The sequence below is a fragment of the Psychrobacillus sp. Z3-81 genome (assembly GCF_056620325.1).
Genome location: NZ_JBWQPU010000002.1, coordinates 267,605 through 293,759, shown reverse-complemented (window position 1 = coordinate 293,759; position 26,155 = coordinate 267,605). Strand labels below are relative to the sequence as shown.

The 26,155-nt window shown below is 39.1% G+C and carries 30 protein-coding genes, 1 pseudogene, 1 riboswitch and 1 other annotated feature; of the genes and pseudogenes, 21 read left to right on the top strand and 10 right to left on the bottom strand.

The window, feature by feature from the left end; translation table 11 throughout:
• Positions 1-5 precede the first annotated feature (5 nt).
• Entirely contained in the window at positions 6-803 is a 798-nt protein-coding gene (locus AC1ECF_RS03690; protein ID WP_480388041.1) for an aminoglycoside adenylyltransferase domain-containing protein, read from the top strand.
• Between the two features lie 83 nt (positions 804-886).
• Here the strand turns inward: AC1ECF_RS03690 and AC1ECF_RS03685 are convergent, their stop codons facing one another.
• The 3 genes from AC1ECF_RS03685 to AC1ECF_RS03675 form a co-directional block, all read right to left on the bottom strand.
• Positions 887-1,036, bottom strand: coding sequence for a Spo0E family sporulation regulatory protein-aspartic acid phosphatase (locus AC1ECF_RS03685; RefSeq protein WP_480388113.1), 150 nt, complete (start codon positions 1,034-1,036; stop codon positions 887-889).
• A 151-nt stretch (positions 1,037-1,187) separates the two neighbouring features.
• Positions 1,188-1,901, bottom strand: a complete 714-nt coding sequence (locus AC1ECF_RS03680) for a Type 1 glutamine amidotransferase-like domain-containing protein (RefSeq protein WP_480388040.1) — start codon at positions 1,899-1,901, stop codon at positions 1,188-1,190.
• Entirely contained in the window at positions 1,894-2,232 is a 339-nt protein-coding gene (locus tag AC1ECF_RS03675) for a VOC family protein (RefSeq protein WP_480388039.1), read from the bottom strand. The genes AC1ECF_RS03680 and AC1ECF_RS03675 overlap by 8 nt, the downstream gene beginning before the upstream one ends.
• Before the next feature lie 111 nt (positions 2,233-2,343).
• On the opposite strand from AC1ECF_RS03675, the gene AC1ECF_RS03670 reads away from it, so the two are divergent.
• The 4 genes from AC1ECF_RS03670 (at position 2,344) to AC1ECF_RS03655 (ending at position 5,536) form a co-directional block, all read left to right on the top strand.
• Entirely contained in the window at positions 2,344-2,844 is a 501-nt protein-coding gene (locus AC1ECF_RS03670) for a TetR/AcrR family transcriptional regulator (RefSeq protein ID WP_480388038.1), read from the top strand.
• Positions 2,845-2,941: 97 nt separating this feature from the next.
• Positions 2,942-3,352: a VOC family protein gene (locus tag AC1ECF_RS03665; RefSeq protein WP_480388037.1), complete on the top strand. Its 411-nt coding sequence runs from the start codon at positions 2,942-2,944 to the stop codon at positions 3,350-3,352.
• Positions 3,353-3,612: 260 nt separating this feature from the next.
• A complete protein-coding gene (locus AC1ECF_RS03660; RefSeq protein WP_480388036.1) occupies positions 3,613-4,836 on the top strand; it encodes a glycosyltransferase in 1,224 nt (407 codons plus the stop codon).
• Positions 4,799-5,536, top strand: coding sequence for an HAD-IIB family hydrolase (locus AC1ECF_RS03655; RefSeq protein WP_480388035.1), 738 nt, complete (start codon positions 4,799-4,801; stop codon positions 5,534-5,536). Before AC1ECF_RS03660 ends, AC1ECF_RS03655 begins: the two co-directional genes overlap by 38 nt.
• A gap of 138 nt (positions 5,537-5,674) precedes the next feature.
• On the opposite strand, the pseudogene AC1ECF_RS03650 reads toward AC1ECF_RS03655, so the two are convergent.
• The 3 genes and pseudogenes from AC1ECF_RS03650 to AC1ECF_RS03640 form a co-directional block, all read right to left on the bottom strand.
• A pseudogene (locus tag AC1ECF_RS03650) lies at positions 5,675-5,984 on the bottom strand (DMT family transporter).
• Complete coding sequence (locus tag AC1ECF_RS03645) at positions 5,985-6,323, bottom strand: DMT family transporter (protein ID WP_480388034.1); 339 nt, start codon at positions 6,321-6,323, stop codon at positions 5,985-5,987.
• A 64-nt stretch (positions 6,324-6,387) separates the two neighbouring features.
• A riboswitch (guanidine-I (ykkC/yxkD leader) is annotated at positions 6,388-6,485 on the bottom strand.
• 201 nt (positions 6,486-6,686) lie between these two features.
• Complete coding sequence (locus AC1ECF_RS03640) at positions 6,687-7,748, bottom strand: hypothetical protein (RefSeq protein ID WP_480388033.1); 1,062 nt, start codon at positions 7,746-7,748, stop codon at positions 6,687-6,689.
• 128 nt (positions 7,749-7,876) lie between these two features.
• On the opposite strand from AC1ECF_RS03640, the gene AC1ECF_RS03635 reads away from it, so the two are divergent.
• Genes AC1ECF_RS03635 through AC1ECF_RS03620 form a run of 4 tightly spaced genes read left to right on the top strand, consistent with a single transcriptional unit; the run spans position 7,877 to position 10,049 of the window.
• Positions 7,877-8,659 carry a phosphotransferase family protein gene (locus AC1ECF_RS03635; RefSeq protein WP_480388032.1) on the top strand — a complete coding sequence of 261 codons (783 nt, stop codon included), beginning with the start codon at positions 7,877-7,879 and terminating at the stop codon, positions 8,657-8,659.
• Between the two features lie 24 nt (positions 8,660-8,683).
• Entirely contained in the window at positions 8,684-9,022 is a 339-nt protein-coding gene (locus AC1ECF_RS03630) for a zinc ribbon domain-containing protein (protein WP_480388031.1), read from the top strand.
• Positions 9,023-9,058: 36 nt separating this feature from the next.
• Positions 9,059-9,478 carry a hypothetical protein gene (locus tag AC1ECF_RS03625; protein WP_480388030.1) on the top strand — a complete coding sequence of 140 codons (420 nt, stop codon included), beginning with the start codon at positions 9,059-9,061 and terminating at the stop codon, positions 9,476-9,478.
• Between the two features lie 31 nt (positions 9,479-9,509).
• Positions 9,510-10,049, top strand: coding sequence for an NUDIX hydrolase (locus AC1ECF_RS03620; RefSeq protein WP_480388029.1), 540 nt, complete (start codon positions 9,510-9,512; stop codon positions 10,047-10,049).
• 371 nt (positions 10,050-10,420) lie between these two features.
• Here the strand turns inward: AC1ECF_RS03620 and AC1ECF_RS03615 are convergent, their stop codons facing one another.
• Positions 10,421-10,585, bottom strand: coding sequence for a YjcZ family sporulation protein (locus AC1ECF_RS03615; RefSeq protein ID WP_480388028.1), 165 nt, complete (start codon positions 10,583-10,585; stop codon positions 10,421-10,423).
• Positions 10,586-10,799: 214 nt separating this feature from the next.
• On the opposite strand from AC1ECF_RS03615, the gene AC1ECF_RS03610 reads away from it, so the two are divergent.
• Positions 10,800-11,261: an NUDIX hydrolase gene (locus tag AC1ECF_RS03610; protein WP_480388027.1), complete on the top strand. Its 462-nt coding sequence runs from the start codon at positions 10,800-10,802 to the stop codon at positions 11,259-11,261.
• Positions 11,262-11,311: 50 nt separating this feature from the next.
• Here AC1ECF_RS03610 and AC1ECF_RS03605 read toward each other — a convergent pair whose 3' ends face one another.
• Positions 11,312-11,905, bottom strand: a complete 594-nt coding sequence (locus AC1ECF_RS03605) for an HD domain-containing protein (protein WP_480388026.1) — start codon at positions 11,903-11,905, stop codon at positions 11,312-11,314.
• Between the two features lie 243 nt (positions 11,906-12,148).
• Between AC1ECF_RS03605 and AC1ECF_RS03600 the strand changes: the two genes are divergently transcribed.
• The 3 genes from AC1ECF_RS03600 to AC1ECF_RS03590 all read left to right on the top strand — a co-directional run bounded on the left by AC1ECF_RS03600 (position 12,149) and on the right by AC1ECF_RS03590 (position 15,474).
• Positions 12,149-13,762, top strand: coding sequence for a catalase (locus tag AC1ECF_RS03600; RefSeq protein ID WP_480388025.1), 1,614 nt, complete (start codon positions 12,149-12,151; stop codon positions 13,760-13,762).
• Positions 13,763-13,823: 61 nt separating this feature from the next.
• Entirely contained in the window at positions 13,824-14,468 is a 645-nt protein-coding gene (locus AC1ECF_RS03595; RefSeq protein WP_480388024.1) for an SDR family oxidoreductase, read from the top strand.
• Between the two features lie 199 nt (positions 14,469-14,667).
• Entirely contained in the window at positions 14,668-15,474 is an 807-nt protein-coding gene (locus AC1ECF_RS03590; RefSeq protein WP_480388023.1) for an aminoglycoside adenylyltransferase domain-containing protein, read from the top strand.
• Between the two features lie 345 nt (positions 15,475-15,819).
• Here AC1ECF_RS03590 and AC1ECF_RS03585 read toward each other — a convergent pair whose 3' ends face one another.
• The gene (locus AC1ECF_RS03585; RefSeq protein ID WP_480388022.1) at positions 15,820-16,845 is read right to left on the bottom strand and encodes an NADH:flavin oxidoreductase/NADH oxidase; all 1,026 of its coding nucleotides are present in this window, start codon (positions 16,843-16,845) and stop codon (positions 15,820-15,822) included.
• A 202-nt stretch (positions 16,846-17,047) separates the two neighbouring features.
• On the opposite strand from AC1ECF_RS03585, the gene AC1ECF_RS03580 reads away from it, so the two are divergent.
• The 7 genes from AC1ECF_RS03580 to trpA all read left to right on the top strand — a co-directional run bounded on the left by AC1ECF_RS03580 (position 17,048) and on the right by trpA (position 24,803).
• A complete protein-coding gene (locus AC1ECF_RS03580; RefSeq protein ID WP_480388021.1) occupies positions 17,048-18,256 on the top strand; it encodes an argininosuccinate synthase in 1,209 nt (402 codons plus the stop codon).
• Positions 18,253-19,626: an argininosuccinate lyase gene (argH, locus tag AC1ECF_RS03575; RefSeq protein ID WP_480388020.1), complete on the top strand. Its 1,374-nt coding sequence runs from the start codon at positions 18,253-18,255 to the stop codon at positions 19,624-19,626. The genes AC1ECF_RS03580 and argH overlap by 4 nt, the downstream gene beginning before the upstream one ends.
• A gap of 471 nt (positions 19,627-20,097) precedes the next feature.
• Positions 20,098-20,312, top strand: a binding site (T-box leader).
• Between the two features lie 104 nt (positions 20,313-20,416).
• A complete protein-coding gene (gene trpD, locus AC1ECF_RS03570; RefSeq protein ID WP_480388019.1) occupies positions 20,417-21,445 on the top strand; it encodes an anthranilate phosphoribosyltransferase in 1,029 nt (342 codons plus the stop codon).
• Positions 21,442-22,230 (top strand): indole-3-glycerol phosphate synthase TrpC, encoded by a 789-nt coding sequence (gene trpC / locus AC1ECF_RS03565; protein ID WP_480388018.1) that lies wholly within the window; start codon positions 21,442-21,444, stop codon positions 22,228-22,230. Before trpD ends, trpC begins: the two co-directional genes overlap by 4 nt.
• Positions 22,227-22,844, top strand: a complete 618-nt coding sequence (locus AC1ECF_RS03560) for a phosphoribosylanthranilate isomerase (RefSeq protein ID WP_480388017.1) — start codon at positions 22,227-22,229, stop codon at positions 22,842-22,844. Before trpC ends, AC1ECF_RS03560 begins: the two co-directional genes overlap by 4 nt.
• Positions 22,838-24,031: a tryptophan synthase subunit beta gene (trpB, locus tag AC1ECF_RS03555; protein WP_480388016.1), complete on the top strand. Its 1,194-nt coding sequence runs from the start codon at positions 22,838-22,840 to the stop codon at positions 24,029-24,031. The genes AC1ECF_RS03560 and trpB overlap by 7 nt, the downstream gene beginning before the upstream one ends.
• A complete protein-coding gene (gene trpA, locus AC1ECF_RS03550) occupies positions 24,024-24,803 on the top strand; it encodes a tryptophan synthase subunit alpha (protein ID WP_480388015.1) in 780 nt (259 codons plus the stop codon). The genes trpB and trpA overlap by 8 nt, the downstream gene beginning before the upstream one ends.
• 103 nt (positions 24,804-24,906) lie before the next feature.
• Here trpA and AC1ECF_RS03545 read toward each other — a convergent pair whose 3' ends face one another.
• Complete coding sequence (locus AC1ECF_RS03545) at positions 24,907-25,320, bottom strand: hypothetical protein (protein WP_480388014.1); 414 nt, start codon at positions 25,318-25,320, stop codon at positions 24,907-24,909.
• A 209-nt stretch (positions 25,321-25,529) separates the two neighbouring features.
• Between AC1ECF_RS03545 and AC1ECF_RS03540 the strand changes: the two genes are divergently transcribed.
• Positions 25,530-26,099: a GNAT family N-acetyltransferase gene (locus tag AC1ECF_RS03540; protein ID WP_480388013.1), complete on the top strand. Its 570-nt coding sequence runs from the start codon at positions 25,530-25,532 to the stop codon at positions 26,097-26,099.
• Positions 26,100-26,155 lie beyond the last annotated feature (56 nt).

Here is a 26,155-nt window from a genome sequence, read left to right as displayed (position 1 = left end):
AGTATATGAGTTTTTATTGGAACGACCTGCCTAAGTCTTTTCGAAAACAAGTGTACGAATTAAACAAGGAAGTGAAAGATAAGATAGGGAGTCAGTATGTGGGAGCCTATATACATGGCTCTCTCGCTTTAGGTGGGTTTCAGCTTAACTCTAGTGACCTGGATTTGCTAATTGTTGTTCAAGATGAATCAAGCAAGCAAGTAAAAGAAAATATCACTAAGCTTTTTCTTCTACGCTCTACAAAAACATTTCCAATTGAAGTAAGTATCCTTTCGGTGAACCATCTAACTAGCTGGACGCATCCATCATCGTTTACCTATCATTTTAGTGAATACTGGAGAGCATTTTACGAAGGCAATAAAACGTATCAGGATATCCCTGTACAGAAAGATCCTGATTTGGCAGCTCACTTAACAGTTGTAAAACATGCTGGAATCGTATTAGAGGGGCCAGAAATAGAGTCGATATTTCCTTTGATTCCACGAGAGGATTACGTAGATGCACTTCTCCATGATATTCAAGATGGCTTACATAGGATAGAGGAAAATCCGAATTACTATGTGCTGAATTTGTTGCGGGTATATAAGTACTTATGTGATGGATCTATTATCGGAAAGAGGGCAGGTGGCAAATGGGGGATATCAGCATTTCCTTCACATAGTCAAACGATAAAAGAGGCATTAGCAATATATGAGGGGAAGGATAGCTGCATAAATAAGAATGGACTGCTGGCCTTTCAACAGGAAATGAGCAGACTACTAAGCCCATTTTTACAAGCGAAGAAAAACCGAAATTATGTATGAGAGTGTCGGTACCAGCGACTTTGCTTTATCGACACTCTTTAGGTTCTTTTATACAAAAGAACCTAATTTGACATGTAAATTTATTAGCTTGCTCTTTGCTGGTATTTGTTTAATAATCTGTCAAGCTCTTGACTACAGGCTACGACAGCAGGATGCGATAATCCAAGGTCGTTAGCCTTTTTATACATGTCTTGTTGTTTGATCCCTATCTCTGTAAGAAGAGATTTGTACATTACGCTTTGTTTCACCAAAAGTTCCTCCATACATGAAATTTAGCTTCGAATAAAGTCAGTAAAGTGAAAGAAATAGAAGCAACTTTCCTAGTATAAAATACTTTTTTTAAGAAGTTTGTCAGTTCATGCAAGAAATAATAAAAACTTTTCGCTATATATCGCCTAAAAATACCATGTTTAAAGGTATTTCTATTACAAAATCCGACTCTTTCTTGACTAAATATGCCGTTTTCTGTTCTTTAGAGCAGATGATCTTATAAAGCGTGCCGTTCACAAAATGAAGCGCTGCACTATCTTGAATCCCATAGCCATTCCCAATTGTTTGATCACTTATTAGCTTGTGAAAGGCTGGTCTTCTTTCATTTTCACCATCGTAATGCGGACAAACACTCCCAGATAGAAAACCAAGTCCATTAATTGGATAAAGCTCTCCATTCTTTGGATTAGTAACTCCCTCCTCGAACCAGCAGATAGCTCCTGCACTTAAGCCTGCTAGGATAATTCCAGCGTGATAAGCTTTCTCCAGGATGTTATCAAGGCCCCATTCTTTCCAGAGGACCAGCATGTTACGTGTGCTGCCACCCCCTACATAGATAATATCCTGCTCCATAATAAACTCCTCTAAGTTTTCAAAGTTTGCATCGAACAGGGAAAGATGGGTTGGAGTACAGGGCTGCTGGCGAAAAAAACGATAAAAGCGCTCTATGTAATTGTCCTGATCTCCACTTGCAGTAGGAACAAAACATATTTTTGGCAGCTTCTTTTTTACCAATCCAAGTATATATTGATCTAGCAAAGGGTTGTCTGGCTCCATGGAAAATCCTCCGCCACCCATTGCTATAATTTGTTTATCTGGTCTATTCATTTGTAAAGTCCAGTATTCTGATTAAATTGCCATCTGCATCTTGAAAAATTGCATAGCGACCAGGTGGTATATCTACGGGCTCCTTTACAAACTGTAATTGCTCCTTGCGTTCTTCAAAGAACTGATCAACACTATCCACTAGGAATACTGCTCCTGGTTCAGTTCCATATTCGTCATTTTCAATCATCAGCTGAACATCACTTCCTGGTAGCTTGAAGGCCACTGTATGGTCTCCTTCTCTCCAGGCCTCTTCCAAGCCCAAGGTATCTCTGTAAAATGTGATAGATTTTTTTAAATCCTTTACTGGGTAATCTATAAATGCTAATTTCATCTTTTATTCCTCCTACTTTAAATTTTCAGTCAATTAATTATGTATTACATAAACCGTTTATGTCAATCATAATTTATTTACGTATGTAAAAAAATATGCTATCCTTGTTCTATGAAAAATTGGATTCCGATACCAGGTACAACCAAAGATAAAATTATTCAAGTTGCCATCAGTCAATTTAGTCAAAACGGATACGAACAAACGAATATCGTAGAGCTTGCAAGGGAGGCTGAGGTAACAACAGGAGCAATCTACCATCATTTCGGCTCTAAAGCGAACTTATATGAGTTGATAAGGACCGAGATGGAGCAGAGGATAATCGATCGAATGGAGGGAGCAGCATCATTATTTGATGATAAGGAAGAGGCTTTAAAGGCCGCCCTTATCACTGCACTTAATTTTGCAGTACAAAAAGACCTCTGTTTATTGCTTAGTGAAGAGAAGCCTTATGAGCGGAATCATCATTTTGAGGAGATCATAAAGGATTTTGCAAATGAGGGCCATCTTTACATAGTCATCTTAGCAAGCTGGAAAGCTATCTTGAAAGGCATTCACAAGAAAGTGATTACCCATGAGGAAGGTAAAAAGCTCCTCAACCGATTGTTCCGGTAAAGCATATTTAGTATGGAGTACTTTTATATCATCCATTTGTTGTAGAGACACTTACCTTTTTTCTTTGTAATATTTAGAAAAAGGTAGGTGTCTTTTTATGGATAAATGGCCAGCCGGCATGGATACAGTTCAGGTACGATTTGCACGTCCGACTAATCAATTAAAAGAGATTGTTTCATTTTACGTGGATGGATTAGGATTAACTATTATCGATAGGTTTAAGGACCATGATGGTTATTCAGGAATCATGATAGGATTACCTAATTCTCACTACCATTTAGAATTTACGGAGTATAAGGAGAAAGTATTTTTTCCTCCGCCTAGTAAAGATAATCTTCTCGTATTTTATATGCCTAATTTGGATCAGATTCAGATAAAAATCGCTCACTTACGTCAAATGGGATATGAATGTACAGAGCCAGAAAATCCATACTGGGCTGTAAACGGATTTACAATCGAAGACCCAGATGGATGGAGAATAGTGCTTATGAATACAAATGGCATATAATGATTCTTTGAAGCGCTGAACTTATTATTAAAATCTTATTCATTTTGAGTGTAGTGATGAAAACTTCGCTCTTCGACAAAAAATATAATTATTTCAAAAAAATATTATGATAAATTTTATATTTAGGTCTAAAGTCTTTTTAATATCTTTATGAATAGGTGCATCGACCAAAATGAATTGTAATGAAAATGTAACGTTTAGGTCTTTCCTCTCTCGGGTACGTAATAGTAAGAGCTATTTTAAGAGGGGAGAGGCTAAATATGTGGAAAAGAATCCTATTTATTTCAGAGCACGGTGACCCACTTGAAAAGTTAGGTGGAAAACAAGCTGGAGGTCAAAACAATTACGTAAAAGAACTGGCACTGGCTCTTGGAAGAAGAGGTATTGCTGTGGATGTGGTTACTCATTGGTGTAACCCAGATGCCCCAAGGGTGGAGAAAATAGGGAAATTATCAAGAGTATTCCGCATAGCTGCTGGACATAAAGGATATGTGCCGAAAGCAGAGATATACCACTTACTTCCCGCTTTTTATAAAGAGCTAGAAAAGACATTACCATTACACAGATATGATGTAATTCATTCTCATTACTGGATGTCAGGGCTACTTGGGATGAGAATACAAAGAGAATACGGTATTCCGTTAGTTCACACATCACATTCTCTTGGAATAGCAAAGAAGATGGCTACTGGAAAAGTGGAAGAAAATCGTTTAGAGGCAGAAAAAGCAGTGTTAAAATCTGCAGACAAGGTAATTGCGACTACGGAAACAGAGAAAAATATTATCTTAGATTTTGCTGGTAAAGAAGTAAATGTGGAAGTTGTTTCTATTGGGGTAGCCGAACAATTCCAACAAGCACCTAAGAAAAAAAATACCGAAAAGCCCTTGCTCGTTTATGCGGGTAGATTAGAAGAAACGAAAGGCATTCATACATTGTTAGAAGCCTATAAAAAGCTGAAGACAGAATCACCGGACCTAGAAGTTGATTTGATTTTAGCAGGTGGTAATAAAGAGGAAATTGATTTGGAAAGTGGATTGCCTAAAAATCCAGCCTTGCGTAAACAAATTGAAGGGGTGGAGGATTCAGTTCGCTTTATTGGTCCTCAATCTCAAGATGGACTGAGTGGTTTATTCCAAAAAGCAACGTCGGTTATTGTGCCTTCCTATTATGAGTCCTTTGGTATGGTAGCTGCAGAAGCACAGGCATGCGGTACTCCAGTTATTGCTTCAGCTGTTGGTGGATTAAAGGATGTAGTAGCTGATGGCGAGACGGGGCTCACAGTGGAACCGAAGAATCCTGAGGAGTTATCAGAAGCTATCTCTACATTAGTGAATGATAACCTACTTGCTAGACGTTTAGGTAGAGAAGCGGCAGTAAGAGCAAAGAGATTATTTAATTGGACATCAATTGCACAAAATATGGATAAAACATACGAGGAATTGCTACATGAAAATGATTTCGCAAGTACTATTCACAGATCTTGATGGAACCCTTGTCGGGGACAAGCAAGGTTTACTAGATTTACTAGAATACTATAAGACGCTCCCAGATGAGGTGACAATCGTATATGTTACTGGCAGGCATCGTGATTCTGCCCTTGAGCTAATGAAGGCGGAAGGCTTGCCTACTCCAGCATTCCTAATTACGGATGTTGGTACAAGGATATACAAAGGTCCACAGCTTGAGGAGGATAAAGAGTGGACCCAAAAAATGAATGAGGATTGGGAGCCAAATGCTATAAAGCAACTCATCTTACAGTATCCTAGTATATCTCCACAAACACTTCCAACAGATTGCAGGGTATCCTTCTATGTGTCCAATGAAGAAGTTATACCTTCCATCAAACAACAACTCAACGATAAAGGCTTGTCTCACAAATTAATATTTAGTTCAGGAAGAGATTTAGATATATTACCAAAGGGTAGCGGAAAGGGTTCCGCTATTCAATATATAATTGATCACTATGTTACTCCGGATGCTTCCATCTTAATTGCAGGTGATTCAGGTAACGATCAAGAAATGCTTACGCTAGGCTATCCGTCTGTCATTGTGGCGAATGCACAGCCTGAGCTATTAGAGGTGCCAAATCATAAGATGATTTTTCGTGCGTCTAAAAATTGTGCAGCAGGTATTTTAGAAGCATGGTTATATTTCTATTCCCAGAAAACTAGTACCATTAGTTGAAAATGAACTATCGAGATGAAACTCGATAGTTTTTTTGCTTTGGAGCACGAGGAAGGCATTAAAATGCGCATTATTTTCTAGTAAAACTAATCCTGCAGCTTGGAAAGATATCCTACCTGCAGGATTTTTTAGTTACTATCAAGAAACTAGCTTCAAGCCGATTGCGGAAGCGAGAACAAGACCTATAAAGAAAAGACGTCTCCAATCCTTTGCTTCCTTATAAAAAATCATGCTTAAAATAGCTCCTCCAGAAGCACCTATCCCAGTCCAGATTGCATATGCTCATTGGCAATGTCTTCATGGAATACGCCAGAAGTAAAAAGCTTGCTCCAAAACTCAATACTAATAAAACAAGAGATTGCCATTTTCTTTCCTTATTAAGCTTATTAATCATTGCAACTCCAAACATCTCACATATACCTGCTATTAATAACGCGAACCACGCCATCTAACTTTCCTCCTTTTGTTCTTTATCTTCCGTGACAATCTTCAAGCCTATCACTCCGATTAATAAAACTAGAATCAGCAATATTTTTTCAGGTTGCAATGGCTCCCCGAAGACTAAGCTTTCAGATAGAACGGTGCCCGCTGTTCCTAACCCGACAAATACTGCATATACCGTTCCTACGGGAAGTCTTCTCCCTGCTGCTATCAGAAGATAGAAGCTGACTGCGATGGAAAGGATAGTGCCGCTCCAGCTCCAAATGTTATCTGCATGCTTTAAGCCGATGACCCATAGTACCTCAAAGCATGCTGCTATAACCACCTTTATCCATTCTTTCTTCATCGTTTGACGCCACCTTTCCAAATTGATAAACAAAAAAGCCCAGAGAGAAAACTGTATTGTCAGTTTCTCCCGGGCTTTTATCCCTCCGTGACACAGCATGATAGCTGTGAGCTTTCTCTCGGTCCAGACCAATAGAATTGCGGAACCCTAGATAGCATTTGGATAGTATGTTACTTTCCATTATACAATATAGTAAGCTTGCTAGTAAATTTACCCCGCATTAAGGGACAGTAAACTCCCACTTCAAGAAGGCAAAAGAAATGAGACAGCTACGTGGGAGCTCAACTGTCCCTAAAAGCCCGATTGGTTCAACTAATGATTGGTGGGGGATGAAAGCAAACCCCCACCAATCAAAGTTTCACTTTATTTACTAAACATTTTTATTTTATCACGTATCTCTTGGTCCTCACTCGTTAGAGTTGGCTTGGTATTGGTCGGTTTAAATAACGAGGGGTTATCAAATTCTCGACGATCAGTTAGAGAGGACTCGATTATGTTGTATATATGCTCCTTTTCTGTAGGGCTAGTTTGTAAGCTGTTTTTTAATTCGTAAAAATGAATGCCATCGGTCCACATATAAACATGGAAGCCGTCATTATACTCATTAAAATATTGAGTCACTTCTATATCCTTAACCAGCTCTACTACTTGTTTCTGATATTGATCCTCTATCTGCTCTGTATCCCGAATGGTATAGATAAATTCTATATCGTCTGGAGTCGTATAGGTTAGCTCTAAGCTATAGCCGCTTACTTCACTAAAAGAAGAGGAGATAGAACGTATGTTAATTCGTTTAGGGGCTAACTTAGGAAATTTCACTTTACTATAATCAATTAAGATACGGTCAAAATATAAATCATAAACACCATCCTGCTCATTTTTTAAGGAATGAGCTACTTGGTCCATTAAATCATTGGTAAAGTCTTTGTGGGAGTATGTGCTTTCATATAAAATGTTATCCTGCTCCTTGGCAAGCATCATACTAAAATCCTCCTCTTTAAACTTACCTATTTCAATTAACAGTTCTGGATGGACCACTGAGCGTATATTGTTTAACGAATCTCGTTTAAACTCATAGTCCTTCTTGGAGTCGTATCGAGTCTTTGTTCTTAAATCAATGGTATTGTATATTCCTTCAATACTGTAGGATTCATAGAACTCCAAATGGTTTTCTTCTGGGAAATAAATAAAAGATGCTTTTTCTAAATAATCATCTGGAGTGATGAAACTAAATTTTTTAACAGATTTAATCGTTTCAAACGCGTCCTCTACCTGAACTCTTTCATTTAACATGTCTTTATTGTCTGTCACGATATTTTCCAAAGTGTATTCTGCTTCATCTTCTGCCATGCTAACTGGAGAGTTAGAGCAGCCAGTCAACAAGATAACAGTTCCTACAAAGTAAATCCATTTCCTAATGGACATAGTCAGCCTCCATTTCCGATTTTCGAGTGTTCTTGTCACTCGACCATACCCTATTTTTCTATATCAAAAACAAACATCTATTGTTTCTGTCTGCTAAAAGTTGGATAATGTAGGAGAGGGGGATTTGAGTGAATATATATAATAAAAAGAATATTCCTGTATTGTTCCAAGAACGTATAGGAACTATACATAGTTTTAGCTACCCTAGAAAACAAGGTGCAACTTCGGAAGTTACTTTTTTTACGTCAACTCTAGGAGAATTCGTATGCAAACGTGCAAGTGATGCGCTTTATCGGAATTGGTTGCGAAAGGAATCAGAAGTGTTAAGAGTGTTAAATGAAGAGACAAATTTGCCCACTCCTATCTATTATGGGTTTATAGAGGAAGAGGATAATAGCTATTTACTAATGAGTAGAATATATGGAGTCCCTCTTCGACAGGCGTTATTGGAAAGTACATCGGTAGAGGAAAAGTCTAAGCTAGCTCGGTCATTTGGACAATTAATGAAGCGACTTCATCATACTGAGCCACCCAAGAGCTGGGATTTATCCCGTAACTGGCTTGAAGATCAACTTGCTGCTGCCACTTATAACTTGGCTAACTTTGAAGTCGATGGAGATCAGTTACTGCTTGATAAGTTGAAAGGGAAAAAACCGAGCCCAATTCCACAAACAATCATTCACGGAGATTGCACAATCGACAATGTACTTGTTTGTGAAGGAGTAGTTAGTAGCTTAATTGATTTATCGGGCTGTACTTATGGAGACCCACGCTATGATGTTGCACTTGGGATTAGAGCATTCTTGTCTGATCCTGTTCTTTTGGATGCTTTTTATTTGGGGTATGAAGCGAAACGAATGTCAAACGAAGAGTTTTCATATTTTGAAGAAGGATTATATGAATTTTTTTAAGCTCATCATATCGGGAGGGTAACGATGCTGAAGATTATTGGACCAACCTTTGTCTTGGTAGGAATAATAACGTCCATACTTGTTTTTTATCAATTTGTTACAGCAGATTTTTACGAAGAAACTAATTCTTTTTGGCTCTTATTTATCGCTTTTCCTGTTATATTTGTGGGGTTTATTCTGACGGCTTTTGGCTTCGAAAAGGAAATTAGAAAATCAAATAATGATATGATTCGTGAACAGATGAAGGCAGCAGGTGAAGGGATCAAGCAAGGCTTATCAGAAACTAAATTTTGTATGAAATGTGGTGCTTCCATTCCTTTACATGCCAATTTTTGTCCAGAGTGTGGGAGTAAGCAAGCTTGAGAAAAAGGAGCAAATAAAATAGGTTATTTTGTTAAGTTGAATATAGTAAGTGCTGTCTACGGTTTCTTTTTATTCGTAGCGGTCGAATTTCAGTTAAACTTTTATCGTATCCTACGTGTATTTAGGTGGGATCAAGAAAATGCAATGTGGATTAATGTGATAGGACAGTGTGTCTTATTAATAACACTTGCTATCATGATTTCCTTCTTAAGTGGTCGTTTTTTAGAGGGGCGATTAGCTAGATTTTGGAGTGCGGTCTTATGGATACCATACTTTTCCTTTTACGTCTTTTTATTTGAAAGTTTATTTCCATTGACGAATCCAATGGATGATCCACTCCCTTGGCAAGGATTTTTGGTCTTAAGTCAGCAGCTTGTCTTTCCATTTTACATCATGTTTTTTTATATTATCGGGAATGCATGGGCAAGTGGCGGGAAAAGGTCTTCGTTTGACTAGTAATGGGACCTATCAGTAAAGGAGAAAACAAATGAAAAAGTGGACAACGTTAGCAACATCTTATTTATATAAAACACCGTTTGGAAACTTGCGAGAGGATACTTGTCAACTACCTAATGGTCTTGTGATAGAGGGGTATCACGTGAATGAATTTGTCGACTGGGTCAATGCTGTAGTCATAACTCAAAATCGAGAAATCATTCTAATTAAACAGTATCGATATGGCGCAGATGACTTCTTTTTAGAAATTCCAGCAGGAGCACCTGAAGAAGGAGAATTGCCAGAAGAGGCAATTGTAAGAGAAGTGAAGGAAGAGACAGGTTATATCTCCTCTAAAACACCCATTTGCTTAGGTTCCTTTTTTGTAAATCCGGCTACCCAAAACAACAAGGTTACTAGCTATTTGATAGAAGACGCTTATCAAGCATTTGAACAAGAATTGGACAATACAGAGGAAATCGAAGTACTGCGTATACCTTTGGAAGAGATGGATAGTCAGATAGAAGAAGGAAAGCTTACTCAACTATTTAGTGTGCAAGCATACATGTTGGCAAAAAGTAAATTTGCTTAGCACAGATATCTCTGTTACATTTGGTGATTCTATGAATATAGGTCTTATAGCTGTTAACCTTGCCATAATGTCATATGTTTTTAGTGCAAGAGAAATTGACAATAACCTAATACTAATGCTATTAGTTTTTGTTTTTTTAATCGATTCATTAGGCTTTGAGGAGATTCTTTTGGGCTTAAGTAACTAGTAACAGGAGATTGCTTCAGGGGTATGTGGATAAAAGGGGCTTACATACTCGCTTTTTTATGTCTTCTATTTCTGTTTCAATGGGCAACCCTAAGTAAAATAAGAGAGAATAACCAAGCCCTTTCTGGTCCATTCTTATCCATTAAAAAAAGACAGGTTAAAAAACCTGTCTTTTGGAGCATAGATTAGTAAGCTCCTCCACCATAACCACCGCCACCGTATCCAAAGCTTGCTGCCACGATAATTAATAAGATAAATAGAACAACCAATAAAGCAAACCCAGAACCTAGACCATAACCACCAGATCCACCTTCGTATCCGCCTTGTCCATAGTATCCACCATTACTCATCCTGCACACCTCCTTCATTTCATAATCCATATTATGAAGAACAGAAAAAATGAACTGATTCATTTGCTTAGTTTTTTTCGAAAATTTGTTGTAAGACTGACGTTTTTATAAAAGGATGGAACTGGTAATGTGGGTTGTGAGAAAATGAAAGATGTCCACCTATTGTGCTAAGAACCACTGTGGACCTACTTATATTAGAAAAAGGTGGCTGAAGATGGATTATATAAGGTCGATGAGAAAAAAGATCGGGAATGATACATTGCTTACGATTGGCTGTGGAGCAATGATAGAAAATTCTCTAGGACAGATTTTATTATTAAAGCGAGAGGACTTTGATGAGTGGGGAATCCCAGGCGGCTTGCTTGATTTGGGAGAGACATTTGAGGAAGCGGTTAAGCGAGAAGTGTTAGAAGAGACTAATTTGCAGCTACGAGAAATTTCCTTGTTTGGTCTGTATTCAGGTAGTGCTGGTTATGCACAATATGCAAATGGTGACAAAGTTTTCAGTGTGCAAATCATTTTCTTAGCTACTGATTTTACTGGAGATATAAAGCTAGGAGAAGGACAAGAGCTTCGTTTTTTCCGTAAAAATGATCTCCCAAGCAATATTAATCCTCACCAAGCTCCATTTATAGAAGATTGGGTAAATGCTACTTCAACTCCAATTATTAAATAACGTATACTTAACTGATTCGAGCTGATAATTATGCAACTCGGATCAGTTATTTAAATCACTATACCCGCATTCTTAAATTTTTCTGCTCCTTCTTCTTCTATCAACGTCTTCAGTTCTTCTAAAATGGGGTCAAATGCTGTGTGTTTACCAAGCATGAATGTCATTTGATGCTCAATGGGAAGCCATGTATCAATATTAGCTTCATTATGCTGAATTTGTGCTTCAAGTTTATCAAGCGCATTGGCAACCTTTGCTTCATATGTTTCTTTCTCTTCAAACTCAAACCAAAGGTCGTAGAATCGTTTGCCGTGATCTCCACCCAATAAATCACGAATTTGTTCAATTGCTTGTATTTCGTTCTTTCTCTTCAACTCCTTTACGTCTGGATTATTCATTGTGTCAAATGCAGGTATATCTGTTGCGTAAGCTTCAACCAAATCATGGATAATAATCATCTTTAATAGTTTTTCGCTATTCATTTTATTTGATAGATAAGGCTCAATTGCCATCGCCATTAATGAAACACGCCATGTGTGCTCAGCAACACTTTCATTTCTTCCATTCGATAGCCAGCTATGACGCATTTCCATTTTCAGCTTTTCACCAAGCTTGATTAGTTGTAAAGCATTCTTCAATCCTTCCATGGGACAGTCTCTCCTCCACCTTTCCTTGATGCTTTCGTGTAAATTCCGCCAATGGTTTCATTTTACTATTAGTTACTATAATGGGAAAGGTCAAAAGCATTGAGAAGCTTGCATAAACGGTATGCCTGATTCTAGTAAAAAGTTTAATAAAAAAATACTTTTTTATTATTTTTTAGTTTCAAAGACTATTCAAAGGGTAATTAAAGGAGTGGAACAGACATTTATTCGAAGGAGGTTTTCATTTTGGCTGATGAGAAAGAAATCAGAAATGAAATGGAAAAAGAAGTAGAAAGAGAATCCCTTACTACAAGACAGGGACATCCCGTAACAGACAATCAAAATATTAAAACAATCGGCAACCGAGGACCTGCACTCCTTGAAAACTATCATTTTATAGAAAAAATTTCACACTTTGACCGGGAAGAAGTTCCAGAACGAGTTGTACATGCCCGTGGAGCTGGAGCGTTTGGATATTTTGAAACCTACGGAAAAGTCGGCGATGAGCCAGTAGAAAAATATACACGTGCGAAGGTATTCTCAGGAACTGGGAAACGAACACCAGTATTAGTTAGATTTTCAACAGTAGCTGGTTCAAAGGACTCTCCTGAAACAGCCAGAGACCCTCGTGGCTTTGCAGTAAAAATGTATACGGAGGACGGTAACTGGGATTTAGTGGGTAATAACCTTAAAATTTTCTTTATCCGCGATGCAATGAAATTCCCAGATATGATTCATGCATTTAAAGCGGATCCAGCTTCTAATATACCAAGCCCTGCTCGTATGTTTGACTTTGTTTCTAGAACACCTGAAGCAACTCACATGATTACTTTCTTATTCTCACCATGGGGTATTCCAGCTACATATCGCCATATGCAAGGCTCTGGTGTAAATACCTATAAATGGGTAAATGATAAAGGAGAATCTGTCCTTGTCAAATATCATTGGGAGCCAAAGCAAGGTATCCGAAATCTGACACAAGAAGAGGCGGATGCTATTCAGGCGAAAAATGTTGCTCATGCAACACAAGACTTATATGAAGCAATTGAAAGAGGAGATTACCCAGAGTGGGAACTATGTGTTCAAATCATGAGTGATGATGAGCATCCAGAGCTAGACTTTGATCCTCTAGATGACACGAAATTATGGCCGACTGATAAATTCCCATTCTTACCAGTCGGAAGAATGGTGTTAGATCGAAACCCTACTGATTACCATGCAGATATCGAGCAAGCAGCTTTTGGAACAGGAGTATTAGTGGATGGACTGGACTTCTCAGAAGATAAGATGCTTCAAGGAAGAACATTCTCTTACTCTGATACTCAGCGTTACCGTGTAGGAGCAAATTACTTAAAACTTCCTGTGAATGCACCAAAGGTTAAGGTTCGCTCCAATCAGCATAGAGGTCAAATGGCCCCAAATGTGGTAGAGGAGTTAGGAGGCGATCCACATATCAACTATGAGCCTTCCATGATTGGTGGACTGAAGGAAGCGGATGCATCCGACCGAGTTCCACATCAGCATCATTACAATGATAAAGTAGTGAGCGCTCCAATTGACCGTACAAACAACTATGGCCAAGCTGGTGAGACATACCGTAGCTTTGAAGACTGGGAAAGAGACGAGCTAATTAAAAACCTTTCCGCAGCTTTATCTATCTGTGATCCTAAAATCCAGGAAGCAATGATTTATCACTTTACACAAGCGGATGAGGATTACGGACGCAGAGTAAAAGAAGGTATTGCACAAAAGATGAAAGAAATGGAAGAAGAAAAGCGTGCTGAGTCCCAAAGCACACCAGGAGCAAATGCTGCTGCACTCCGTGCCGAAGATGTAGGTCGCGAAGCAGATCCATATTAATAACAAAATTACGGCCCCTTCAAATGGAAGGGGCTATCTTTTTACCAAAAGGAGTGGTTTGATGAAGGTCGTCGTAGTGGGTGCAAATGGTCAGATTGGAAAACTTACAGTTAAACAATTACAGGAGAGTGATCAACACTCGGTAACAGCAGTTGTACGTAAACAGGAGCAAGCGGCTGAGCTTCAGGAGAAAGGCATTAATACTGCACTTCTTGACCTTGAAGGGAAGGTAGAGGACATCATTCAAGCATTTACTGGAGCTGATTGCGTTATTTTTACAGCAGGCTCCGGTGGACATACTGGTCCTGATAAAACACTTTTGATCGATTTGGACGGAGCGGTCAAATGTATAGAAGCTGCTGAGGCAGCAGGAGTGGAGCGCTTTCTTATAGTCAGTGCATATGATGCGGATAAGCGTGAAAAGTGGAATGCAGATATGAGACCTTATTATGTCGCTAAGCACTATGCTGACCAGATCTTAAAGCAGAGCAGCTTAAACTACACAATCGTGCGTCCAGGTGGATTAGTAAATGAACCGCCAACAGGGAAAATAACGGTTGGGGTCAATGCAGAGCCAAGTACCATTTCTAGGGAGGATGTTGCCAGCGTGTTAGTTCAATCAATTGAAGAGCCGAATACGTTTCAAAAGTCCTTTAACCTAGTAAATGGGCCGTTGGATATTAAGGAAGCTCTCCAAACGTCTTGATACAGATAATCTAGAAAAGCATTCAGAACATTAGATTCTGAGTGCTTTTTCTATTCCTATCTATATCTTAAAATTGATACTTCATAACTCCTCGTAAGTAAATCTATTATTGCTTCACATAACAATCCGTTAAGAAATAAAATAATATATGAAGTTCTTGGGCTATATGTTAATATGAACCAAAAAGGGGATGGGTAAAATGAAGGATATACCAATAGAGGTACAGAAAGCATTAAAAAGTTATTTTGACAAAATGGATAGTCAATTTCCTGCTTTTTTTCATTCCTTTTATTTATATGGATCCATATCTTTAGGTGAATTTCAAGATACATACAGTGATATTGATTTTGTAGGAATTATACATAGAAAATTATCAGATATAGAACAGACAAAGCTGCAGCAAATCCATGGAGAGCTACAAGCTGAGAATCCTTCCCTCATTTTTGATGGCTGGTACTTCTTCCAAGAGGATTTTCATTTATTACAGGAAAAACCTTCAATCGGACTTCGGGTCAATGAAGGAAGAATTTTAGGCAGTGTCACTTATAAGAAGGATTCCATTGATGCCTTTCAGTTAAAAACCTACGGAATTACGATAAAGGGTCAGCAGGCTTCAGACTTGCCGTTCACACCAGATTGGCGCATTCTCCTGTCCAATATGAAGGATAATGTTAATAGCTATTGGGTGAATCTTCTAAACAGAAGCAGGATGACCACTATCGAAAATATAGAAGACATTGAATGGGGTGTCCTTGGGATTTCCAGACTTTTTTACACCTTTCAAGAGAGAGATATCATTTCAAAGGTAGGAGCAGGGGAGTATGCAATGAAGAATCTTCCTGCAAAATGGCATCCAATTTTACAAGAAGCAATTAGTTATAGGAATGGAAACCTAGTTACCTCCTATGCTTCCAAGGAAGAAAGAAGTGAAGATGCCATAGCATATATAGATTTTCTTATCCAAATGTGCAATGAGATATACGATACACGGGAAAGTGTGCGGTAGAATAAGAAGCTATGTGAAGAGGAAGTACTTCTTGAAAACATATAAGGTAAAACTCATAAATAATCTGTTTGACTTTCCTACGGATAGTTTAATCCATTGAAAATAATACATTTAGACCTATTAAATGAGGAATGGAACTAGTTCGAGAGGATAGTTTATCGGAAGGCGTTGTAGAAGCTCATTCTAATTGCAATGGATGCCATTCGTAGAAATAACAACATACCGCGAAAACCTGACTTTCGCGGTATGTTGACTCTCTATAAATAAAGCTATTTAATTTATATTCATCTAGCCCCAGCACTTAATCCCTCAGGATTAAAAAGAGAACATCCAGCTAACGCTTTTTTAAAATCCTCTTTCATATTGCTTTGGTGGAAGGGCTTTTTCATCTAGCAACTCTTGTGCGTGTAGTGCCCAATACGGGTCCTTCAGCATTCCACGGCCAATTGCTACTAGTTCAGCATCCTCATCTTCTAGAACGTTCTCTGCTAGCTTTGGATCCTCTAAAATACCAACAGCAATGACAGGTACTTCTAGTGCTTGTTTAAATGCTCGTGCGAAAGGAACTTGATAACCTGGTGTATTTGCGGGTTTATTTTTTCCTGGTTTCGCTTCTCCACCACTAGAAATGTGGAAGACGTCGACGCCAGCTTCCTTATATTTTTTTGCTATTTCCAGTGAATGCTCAAGACCATATCCGCCATCGATATACTCAACTGCAGATATTCTAAATAACAACGGCATATCCTCTGGCATCACGCTTTTCACTGCTTTTATTACCTCTACTCCGAACTTGGCATAGTCTTTCCCATATTCATCGGTTCGATTGTTTATTGCAGGGGAGTGGAACTGGTGGATCAAATACCCATGGGCTCCATGGATTTCAATTGTATCAAAGCCTGCTTCTACTGCTCTACGTGCGGACTCTTTAAATTTTACCGCCATTTCTTGAATTTCATCGGTCGAAAGCGGTCTTGGTTCTTTCCAAGTGCCATCAGCTTCCACAGGAATATTGGATGGTCCAACCGGCACTTCCGCATCTGTCGCTTTTCTTCCCGCATGGGCTATCTGGATACCAATCTTTGCATCGTATTTATGTACTTCCTTTACAATGCGCTCAAAGGCTGGTATCTGTTCATCAGACCATAATCCAAGATCGTAATCGGTTATACGACCATCAGGTTCCACATCTGTCATTTCCACAATGATTAAGCCAGTTCCACCGATTGCACGGGATACATAATGGACATAGTGCCAGTCATTTGGAATCCCATCCTTGGCTTTTACAGAATACTGACACATTGGCGCCATGACAATTCTATTTTTTAATGATAAGTTCTTTATTTCAAATGGTGTAAATAAATTAGACATTCATCCTCACTCCTTTGAAAATATTATGTCTTTTTTCCAGAAATGAATCAATTAATATGTTTGTTTAATGTAAAAAGTGTATTTATATAAAAATATTTGTATATTTAATAAATTATTAGTTGTAATTATACTTTACCCATGTTACATTATGTATATTAATTCGGACATTACGTATATAAATACATTAGGAGGCGTATTCATCATGAAAAAGAAAGTTGTATTAGCTTATTCTGGAGGACTTGATACATCCGTTGCAATTACCTGGTTAAAGGACGAAGGATATGATGTGGTGGCGGTTTGTCTGGACGTTGGTGAAGGAAAAGACTTAGAGTTTGTTAAAAATAAAGCCTTAGAAGTTGGGGCAATTGAAAGTTATATGATTGATGCAAGAGAAGAATTTGCGAATGAATATGCATTAATTTCTCTACAAGCACATACATGGTATGAAAATAAATATCCATTAGTATCTGCTCTTTCAAGACCTTTAATTTCCAAAAAATTAGTGGAGATTGCTGAAAAAACAGGGGCAACTGCTGTTGCGCATGGCTGTACTGGGAAAGGAAATGACCAGGTGAGATTTGAAGTATCCATTAAGGCTTTGAATCCTGACTTGGAGGTCATCGCTCCTGTGCGTGAGTGGAGTTGGAGCCGTGAAGAGGAAATTGCCTATGCAAAGGAAAAAAATATCCCCATTCCTATCAATTTAGACAGCCCATTCTCTATTGATCAAAATCTATGGGGAAGAGCAAATGAATGTGGAATTCTCGAAGATCCTTGGGCAGCACCACCAGAGGATGCATATGATTTAACTGTTTCTCTAGAGAATGCCCCGGATACTCCAGACATTATTGAAATTGAATTTGACAAAGGCGTGCCGATTGCATTAGATGGTGTTCAATATCCATTGTATGAGCTTATTTTAAAGCTGAACGATTTAGCTGGTAAGCACGGGGTTGGACGTATCGACCACGTGGAAAACCGTCTAGTTGGTATTAAATCTCGTGAAGTATATGAAATCCCAGGTGCACATACTTTATTGCTTGCCCATAAGGAGCTAGAGGATATTACGCTTGTGAAGGAGCTTGCGCACTTCAAACCTGTAATGGAGAAAAAGTTGACAGAACTAATTTATGAAGGGCTATGGTTCTCTCCGTTAAAAACAGCATTAGAGGCTTTCCTAAAAGAAACGCAGCAATATGTGAACGGAACAGTACGTGTGAAGCTATTCAAAGGTCACGCAATCGTAGAAGGACGTAAATCTCCAAACTCTTTATATAATGAAAAGCTGGCAACTTATACAGCAGAGGATGAATTTAATCATGCGTCTGCAGTTGGATTTATTGAGTTGTGGGGTCTGCCGACGAAGGTGCACTCCATGGTGAACAAGGGAGCAAAGAAGGTGGAAGTATGACAAAATTGTGGGGCGGAAGATTCCAAAAATCTGCTGAGCAATGGGTAGATGAATTTGGCGCTTCCATCGGATTTGATCAAGCACTTGTTATGGAAGATATCCAAGGAAGTATGGCGCATGTACAAATGCTTGCAGATTGCAACATCTTACCTCAAGAGGATGTTCAACAAATTCTTGGGGGCTTAATCAAGCTGAAAAAATTAGCTGCTGAAAACCAATTGGAGTTTTCGGTAGCTAATGAGGATATTCATTTAAACCTAGAGAAGATGTTGATCGACCTGATTGGACCAGTGGGAGGAAAGCTTCATACTGGACGTAGTAGAAACGATCAAGTGGCAACCGACATGCACCTTTACTTAAAAGCTAGAGTAAAGGAGATTATAGAGCTAATTAAAGCATTTCAGCAAACGCTTGTGAATCAAGCGGAAGAGCATATCGAAACCTTAGCACCTGGATACACGCATCTACAGAGAGCACAGCCAATCTCTTTTGCTCATCATTTGATGGCTTATTTCTGGATGCTTGAAAGAGACAAGGAGCGCTTCCAAGATTCCTTAAAGCGTATTGATATTTCACCACTAGGAGCTGGTGCGTTAGCAGGAACTACCTTTCCGATTGACCGAAAAGTAGCTGCTGATTATTTGGGATTTGCTGAAGTATATTCAAATAGTATGGATGCAGTTAGTGATCGTGATTTCATTATGGAATTCTTAAGCAATTCCTCTATATTAATGGCACATCTGTCTCGATTTGCAGAGGAAATTATCTTGTGGTCCAGTAGCGAATTTCATTTTATAGAGCTGGATGATTCTTTCTCGACTGGTTCTAGTATTATGCCACAAAAGAAAAATCCAGATATGGCAGAGCTGATTCGTGGGAAAACAGGTAGAGTATATGGAAATCTCATGAGTCTGCTTACCGTTATCAAAGGCCTGCCACTTGCGTATAACAAGGATATGCAGGAGGACAAGGAAGGAATGTTCGATACTGTCCAAACAGTAGTAGGATCACTGAAGATCTTTGAGGGCATGGTTCGTACGATGACTGTTCACAAGGAGCGTCTACATGAGACAGTGCATAAGGATTTTTCTAATGCAACCGAGCTCGCAGACTATTTAGCTGCAAAGGGGCTTCCTTTCCGTGAGGCACATGAGGTAACAGGAAAGCTTGTATATTTATGCATACAACGTGGCTACTATTTGCTCGATCTTCCTCTCTCAGATTTGCAGGAGGCAAGTGAGCTAATAGAAAAGGATATTTACGAGGTACTCTCTCCGCTAGCTGCTGTCCGTAGAAGGAATTCACTCGGTGGAACTGGCTTTGAACAAGTAAAGCAACAAATTGAACAGGCAAAAGGAAATTTAGCATAGCACTCGGTACAGGCAAACCAATTGCGGTTTGCCTGTTCGTTTATTTGTTGGAATCCTCTTACCATTTGTGAAAGAATAAAATTACAACATTAATGCCTATTTTTACAACATAACGGCTTATTTTTACAACATATGGCGCTTATTTTACAACATTTTATTTGCAGGCCATCTAAATTACAACATTAAAGGTCATTTTTACAATATACATGCTAGTTTTTACAACATAAGTGGTCATTTTTACAACATTTTCTTTCCATCAAATGAAATCAGCTATTTTAAAGGCAGAAAGTGTGAAGAGATGCTCGCTTTCCAAAAAGAATTCCCTAAACATTAAAATATACGTTAAAATAGTTTGACAATTCGGATTTAACCTATTAATATAGTCAATAACTTTTATGTTCGGATAAGGGTAGAAGATATCGGAGAGCTGATATCGCCCATAGAGCAGAAGAGCCGAGTAGAGAATAGCTGAGAAATTGGTTGAATAAGAGTAGTAGCAGCTGGTAGCATGCTAGAGAGTCAGTGGTCGGTGAGAACTGATATGCAGCAGCTGTGAATGGACTTATGAGAGCTTCCTTGAGAGCAGTTGCTTTAGGGGAAGACGTATTTCCCACGTTACAGGGAACTAAGAGGGAGTCAAAATGGCTCCAAACAGAGGTGGCAACGCGGCAACGATCGTCCTCTTCAAGAGATATTCTCTTGGAGAGGACTTTTTTATTTTCCTAGAAGTCAAATATCAGCAGACCTAGGCGCTTGCGCATTTCTATTAATAGCAGAGGAGAGATGAGTTTTGAGAGACTTTATTGAAAAAGTGAGCAGAGCAGAGCATTTAAGCATGGAAGAGATGATAGCAGCATCACAGCTTTTATTTAAACAGGAAACAAGCAAGCAGAATATAAAGGATTTTTTAATAGCTCTTTCTAAAAAAGGAGAAACGGCAAATGAGCTAGCGGGACTGGCAAATGTTATTACCTCTTTTGCACAAAGCCTGGATATTCCCGACATAGAAGTGCTAGATATATGCGGAACAGGTGGCGATAGAAGTAATAGCTTTAACATAAGCACGGCTTCTGCTTTTGTCATAGTTGCAGCTGGGGTGCCGGTAGTGAAAAATGGAAATCGAAAAATATCCAGTCAAGCAGGTAGCGTTGATATTTTAGAAGCTCTTTGCATCAAGGTTGATCTTGGTTTGTCATCCGCTATTCACACACTTCAGGAGGAAAATTTAGCCTTCTTGTTTGCGCCAACTATTTATCCGATGTTGAAACGAATAGGTGAAATTCGTTTAGAAATAGGTAGACCAACTATTTTTAATTTGGTTGGCCCACTGACGAACCCTTTCAACTTGAACACTCAGTATGTAGGAGTTTATCGCTCTGATTTTCTAATGGAATATGCAAAGGTCCTGCATTTATTAGGCAGAAAGAGAGCGGTTGTGGTTAACGGGTGTGGAGGCCTAGATGAAGCCTCCCTCTCTGGTAAAAATTCTCTTGTCCTAATGGAGAAGGGAGACCTTATTCCCTTTCAGCTGTCACCTGATGAGGTAGGTTTAAGAAGCTTTTCAAATTCCTCTATTAAGGGAGGGAGCCCTATCGAAAATGCGAGCATACTTCAAAAAGTATTAAAGGGTGAGGAAGGACCTTATTTGGATACAGTCCTTTTAAATGCTGGAATTGGTTTATTTACAAGTGGGATCGTGAGTTCTATTCAAGAAGGGGTAATGCTGGCCGGAGATACTATCAACTCTGGTAAGGCAATGAAAAAATTAGAAGCAATCGTGGAGCTTACCTCCTCTTTGAAAGAGGTGCTTGTCTCATGACTATTTTGGAGAAGATCCTTCAGGTAAAAAAACAAGAGATAAAGGAATATATCCTACAACAACCGAAACTAGCTTTCAGAAATAAAAAGCGGGCATCCTTATTGGAAAAGCTACGCACTTCATCCAATCTAGAGGTAATAGCAGAAATTAAACGAGCTTCTCCCTCCAAGGGGATTATTTCCACCGAGGTAGACGTGAAAAAAATTGCATCTCATTACGAGCGAGGAGGAGCTGCTGCTATTTCTATTCTGACCGACCAGACGTTTTTTAAAGGGAGCTTTGAAGACCTTACGTTAGTAGCGAATACGGTAGATATCCCAATCCTTTGTAAGGACTTTATTGTCCATCCCATACAAATAGACATCGCAAAGCAAGCCGGAGCCTCTGTAATCCTGCTCATTGTAGCTGCATTAACGGACACTCAGCTTGAAGAGCTCAACGAGTATGCTCGTAATCAAGAGTTAGAGGTATTAGTGGAGGTCCATACCATAGAGGAATTACAAAAAGCACTTCAATTAAATGCTCAACTAATTGGGGTGAACAATCGAAATTTAAAAACCTTTGAAGTTAGCCTATCCACTTTGGAGGAAATAGCAGCTCATTTTCCGTTTCATGAAGATCGTGTATTAATTAGTGAAAGTGGTGTGCATGGAAAGCAGGATGCTGTTCGAGTAGCAAACGCTGGGGCAAGTGGCGTATTAGTTGGAGAATACCTAATGAAATCTAGTGATAAAGAAAGAGCAATTAGCGAGTTGCAGGTATCAAAAGGAGTCTCTGTACGATGACCAAGGTGAAAATATGTGGATTAATGGAAGAGGAACATGTCCGTGCTGCTGTAGAAGCTGGAGCTGACGCTGTGGGCTTTGTGTTTGCTCCTAGTAAAAGAAGGATTTCTCCCCAGGTAGCGGCTAGCCTTGCAAGGCATGTACCAAGCCATGTAAAAAAGATAGGTGTGTTTGTTAATCCGACTATAGCTGAGCTGCTAGAAATATTTCAAACAGTTCCATTAGATTTTGCTCAGTTCCATGGAAATGAAACACCAGAATTTATTGAACAAGCAGGAGTTCCTTCTGTAAAAGCTTTTTCAATAAAGGATGAGAGCGACGTCGAGAAGCTTTCCTCTTTCCAGTCAGATTATCTTTTAGTAGATGCGCCTGGTGAGGAGTATGCTGGTGGCAGTGGGAAAAGCTTTAATTGGCAGCACGTACAGGGAATCCCGCAAAAGGATAAGCTTATTTTAGCAGGTGGACTCTACGCTGGAAATGTAAGAGAGGCGATTCAACAGGTTCAGCCATACATGGTGGATGTGTCGAGCGGAGTAGAGAGAGATGGTAGAAAAGATGAGCAACTGATTCGAGCATTTATTCGAACAGTGAAGGAGGAGAGCTTAGTATGGTAGTGACAAAAACAGGAAGATATGGACGCTTTGGAGGGCAATATGTGCCAGAAACCTTAATGCAGGCTTTGATTGAACTGGAAGAGGCATATGAATCAGCAAAAGAGGATCCAGAGTTTCTTGCAGAGGTAAATTATTATTTAAAGGATTATGTCGGCAGAGAGACCCCCTTATATTTTGCGGAAAGACTGACGAAGCTGCTAGGCGGAGCGAAAATCTATTTAAAAAGAGAAGACCTAAACCATACAGGTGCTCATAAAATTAATAATACAGTCGGTCAGGCCTTGCTTGCAGTTCGTATGGGAAAGAAAAAAATCGTAGCGGAAACAGGAGCCGGCCAGCATGGAGTTGCAACTGCAACAGTATGTGCCCTTTTTGATTTAGAATGTGTCGTGTTCATGGGTATTGAAGACATCAAGCGCCAGCAATTGAATGTATTCCGGATGGAGCTATTGGGTGCTAAGGTCATACCTGTTGAACAAGGTGCAGGAACTCTAAAGGATGCAGTTAACGAGGCACTTCGATATTGGGTAGCTAATGTGGAGGACACCCACTATATTTTAGGGTCTGCGCTAGGACCACATCCATTTCCGCAAATTGTTCGTGATTTTCAACGGATTATTGGAGTGGAGACGAAGGAACAGATCCTCCAAAAGGAAGGAAAGCTGCCAGATGCAATCGTTGCCTGTGTTGGTGGAGGAAGCAATGCGATCGGCATGTTTCATCCTTTCAATGATGATCAAGATGTCGCACTATATGGAGTCGAGGCTGCAGGTGAGGGAATCAGCTCTGGTAAGCACGCCTCCGCAATAGCTACTGGTAAAGAAGGAGTGTTGCACGGAGCGTATATGTATCTTCTTCAGGATGAAAATGGGTTTATTCAGGAGGCACATTCTATTTCTGCAGGACTTGATTATCCGGCAATCGGACCGGAGCATAGCTATTTGCATGAGATTGGAAGAGTAACTTATACCTCTGTCACAGATAAGGAAGCATTAGAAGGACTTCAGCTTCTTGCTAAAACAGAAGGAATTATTCCAGCACTTGAAAGCGCGCATGCCGTTTATTATGCAGCACAACTATCACAGTTAATGAAGGAAGAGGAAGTGCTCGTCATTTGTCTTTCAGGTCGTGGAGATAAAGACGTACACACAGTAAGAGAAGCGTTAGGAGGTGGAGAGTTTGGCTGAAAAATCGCTAACTAGTATTTTACGTAGAGAAAAGGCATTCGTCCCATATATAATGGCCGGAGACGGAGGGCTCGAAGTTTTAATGGAACGGTTTGAATTTCTTCAAGAGCAAGGTGCAACTGCCGTGGAACTAGGAATCCCTTTTTCTGACCCAGTAGCTGATGGACCAATCATTCAAGCGGCTGGTCAAAGAGCATTGGATTTGGGTGTGAATCTAACGAAGATACTGTCCGAGCTTCTTTCTAATAAAGAAAGACTCACTGTACCTATTATCCTTATGAGCTACTATAATCCAATCCTGCAATATGGGCTTGAAAGATTCAAAGATGCTTGTTGTCAAATTGGTATCTCCGGTCTGATTATTCCTGATTTGTCGCTGGAAGAAAGTGAATTAATCCGAGAGATATTTCAGGATACAGATATAAGTATGATTCAATTAGTCTCTTTAACTAGTCCTCCTGAAAGGATCAAAGCTATTGCACGCGCAAGTGAAGGTTTTGTCTATGCGGTGACGATTAACGGGATTACGGGAGTAAGAGAAAGATTTGTCGAAGAGCTTGAGCAGCATTTTCGAGCAATAAAACAATATAGTGACATTCCAGTCTTAGCAGGATTCGGCATATCTACACCTGAGCATGTCCAGGAGATGAACAAGATCGCTGATGGAGTAGTAGTAGGTAGTGCTATTGTAGAGGCCTTTCATAGAGGGGATAAAGCCTTTATTAAAGAGCTCATTCATGCAAAGAAAACTCCGTTAGTGATAGGGCGATAAGAGAAAGCAGATCAGGGATGATCCTCTGATCTGTTTTTTTTAGTGCTTCGAGAAGACTTAGCTTGGCTATTACAAAGTGCAGCGAGTATAGGAAGCTAGGTGATTATTTTATGAGCTCTTCACCTGTTAGTGTTTCGTATAAGTCCGCTGAATTCTCTTTGGATAGTTTTGCATATTGATCGCTATCGGTAACTATCTCTAAATGTTCACCGTCTGGGCTAATCCATAGCTGATAAGAGGCTATTTTGTTTTCGCTGTTAATCTTAGATGGAAATTGAAATTGATAGTCAGCATAACGCTCCATTTCTCCTTTTGCATCTTCCCACTTCGCATTTTTCACTATATCTATCGCTTTCGTCACCAGTTTTCGTTTAGTTACTTCTCTAAATTCCTCAAAAATATTTTCTTCTCCTGTACGCTTCTGCACGGTTATTTTTTGCCCGATCATTTCATTTACACATGCTGAAGTAACTAACAGGACACCCATTAAAGAAAGAATTAATAATATTTTTTTCAAGCAGCTATGCCCCTTAATTTTATTTTCTTATGGTAAACCATCTAAATATATTTTTATTTTAACATAAATATCCAGTTTGTTTACCCTTCTAATAAAATTGTTTCAACTTTTAATGGATATTTATGTTAAATTAAGTGTAAGATTCATGATGAATTACACCGATTTCACACCAAAAGTATGATAAACGACGATAAATCGAGGGGGATTTTATGGGATTTCCAGAGTTAGAAACAAATCGACTGCATTTAGTTCAAGTAAAAGCGGAACATACACAAAGCTTTTTCGACATTATGTCAAAAGATGAAGTGACGAAGTATTACGGAATGGATAGCTTGAAAAGTATAGAAGAGGCTTCCAAAATAGTTGAGTCCTTTCAAAGCACGTATGAGAGTAAAAGAGGGATAAGGTGGGGTATAGTATTAAAAGATACAGGTGATTTTGTTGGTACATTAGGTTTAAACAACCTTAGCATGTATAGTAAAAAAGCCGAAATTGGATTTGAGTTGCATCCTGCACACTGGAAGAAAGGGATTACCTCAGAAGCAGTAAAAGAAATATTAAGATACTCGTTCGAAAATTTGGAGTTGTTTAGAATTGGTGCGGTGACTTATCCGCAAAATGAGTCATCTATACAATTATTAACTCGTTTAGGTTTCACGAAGGAAGGTTTGTTGAGAGGATACCTCTATCAAAATAATCAAACGCACGATGCCTGCATTTTTTCCTTACTAAGAACAGAATTGGCATTAGTAAATAATCAAACAACAGTAACCACATGAGCTGGGAGATACATCCCAACTCATTTTTTTGTCATTTTTATTAGCTTAACTAGCCT

Excerpts from the sequence above, each read along its gene's own strand:
- AC1ECF_RS03690 (WP_480388041.1), top strand. The coding sequence starts at position 6 with ATGAGTTTTTATTGGAACGACCTGCCTAAGTCTTTTCGAAAACAAGTG.
- AC1ECF_RS03685 (WP_480388113.1), bottom strand. The coding sequence starts at position 1,036 with ATGTACAAATCTCTTCTTACAGAGATAGGGATCAAACAACAAGACATG.
- AC1ECF_RS03680 (WP_480388040.1), bottom strand. The coding sequence starts at position 1,901 with ATGAATAGACCAGATAAACAAATTATAGCAATGGGTGGCGGAGGATTT.
- AC1ECF_RS03675 (WP_480388039.1), bottom strand. The coding sequence starts at position 2,232 with ATGAAATTAGCATTTATAGATTACCCAGTAAAGGATTTAAAAAAATCT.
- AC1ECF_RS03670 (WP_480388038.1), top strand. The coding sequence starts at position 2,344 with ATGAAAAATTGGATTCCGATACCAGGTACAACCAAAGATAAAATTATT.
- AC1ECF_RS03665 (WP_480388037.1), top strand. The coding sequence starts at position 2,942 with ATGGATAAATGGCCAGCCGGCATGGATACAGTTCAGGTACGATTTGCA.
- AC1ECF_RS03660 (WP_480388036.1), top strand. The coding sequence starts at position 3,613 with ATGTGGAAAAGAATCCTATTTATTTCAGAGCACGGTGACCCACTTGAA.
- AC1ECF_RS03655 (WP_480388035.1), top strand. The coding sequence starts at position 4,799 with ATGAAAATGATTTCGCAAGTACTATTCACAGATCTTGATGGAACCCTT.
- AC1ECF_RS03645 (WP_480388034.1), bottom strand. The coding sequence starts at position 6,323 with ATGAAGAAAGAATGGATAAAGGTGGTTATAGCAGCATGCTTTGAGGTA.
- AC1ECF_RS03640 (WP_480388033.1), bottom strand. The coding sequence starts at position 7,748 with ATGTCCATTAGGAAATGGATTTACTTTGTAGGAACTGTTATCTTGTTG.
- AC1ECF_RS03630 (WP_480388031.1), top strand. The coding sequence starts at position 8,684 with ATGCTGAAGATTATTGGACCAACCTTTGTCTTGGTAGGAATAATAACG.
- AC1ECF_RS03620 (WP_480388029.1), top strand. The coding sequence starts at position 9,510 with ATGAAAAAGTGGACAACGTTAGCAACATCTTATTTATATAAAACACCG.
- AC1ECF_RS03615 (WP_480388028.1), bottom strand. The coding sequence starts at position 10,585 with ATGAGTAATGGTGGATACTATGGACAAGGCGGATACGAAGGTGGATCT.
- AC1ECF_RS03610 (WP_480388027.1), top strand. The coding sequence starts at position 10,800 with ATGGATTATATAAGGTCGATGAGAAAAAAGATCGGGAATGATACATTG.
- AC1ECF_RS03605 (WP_480388026.1), bottom strand. The coding sequence starts at position 11,905 with ATGGAAGGATTGAAGAATGCTTTACAACTAATCAAGCTTGGTGAAAAG.
- AC1ECF_RS03595 (WP_480388024.1), top strand. The coding sequence starts at position 13,824 with ATGAAGGTCGTCGTAGTGGGTGCAAATGGTCAGATTGGAAAACTTACA.
- AC1ECF_RS03590 (WP_480388023.1), top strand. The coding sequence starts at position 14,668 with ATGAAGGATATACCAATAGAGGTACAGAAAGCATTAAAAAGTTATTTT.
- AC1ECF_RS03585 (WP_480388022.1), bottom strand. The coding sequence starts at position 16,845 with ATGTCTAATTTATTTACACCATTTGAAATAAAGAACTTATCATTAAAA.
- AC1ECF_RS03580 (WP_480388021.1), top strand. The coding sequence starts at position 17,048 with ATGAAAAAGAAAGTTGTATTAGCTTATTCTGGAGGACTTGATACATCC.
- argH (WP_480388020.1), top strand. The coding sequence starts at position 18,253 with ATGACAAAATTGTGGGGCGGAAGATTCCAAAAATCTGCTGAGCAATGG.
- trpC (WP_480388018.1), top strand. The coding sequence starts at position 21,442 with ATGACTATTTTGGAGAAGATCCTTCAGGTAAAAAAACAAGAGATAAAG.
- AC1ECF_RS03560 (WP_480388017.1), top strand. The coding sequence starts at position 22,227 with ATGACCAAGGTGAAAATATGTGGATTAATGGAAGAGGAACATGTCCGT.
- trpB (WP_480388016.1), top strand. The coding sequence starts at position 22,838 with ATGGTAGTGACAAAAACAGGAAGATATGGACGCTTTGGAGGGCAATAT.
- AC1ECF_RS03540 (WP_480388013.1), top strand. The coding sequence starts at position 25,530 with ATGGGATTTCCAGAGTTAGAAACAAATCGACTGCATTTAGTTCAAGTA.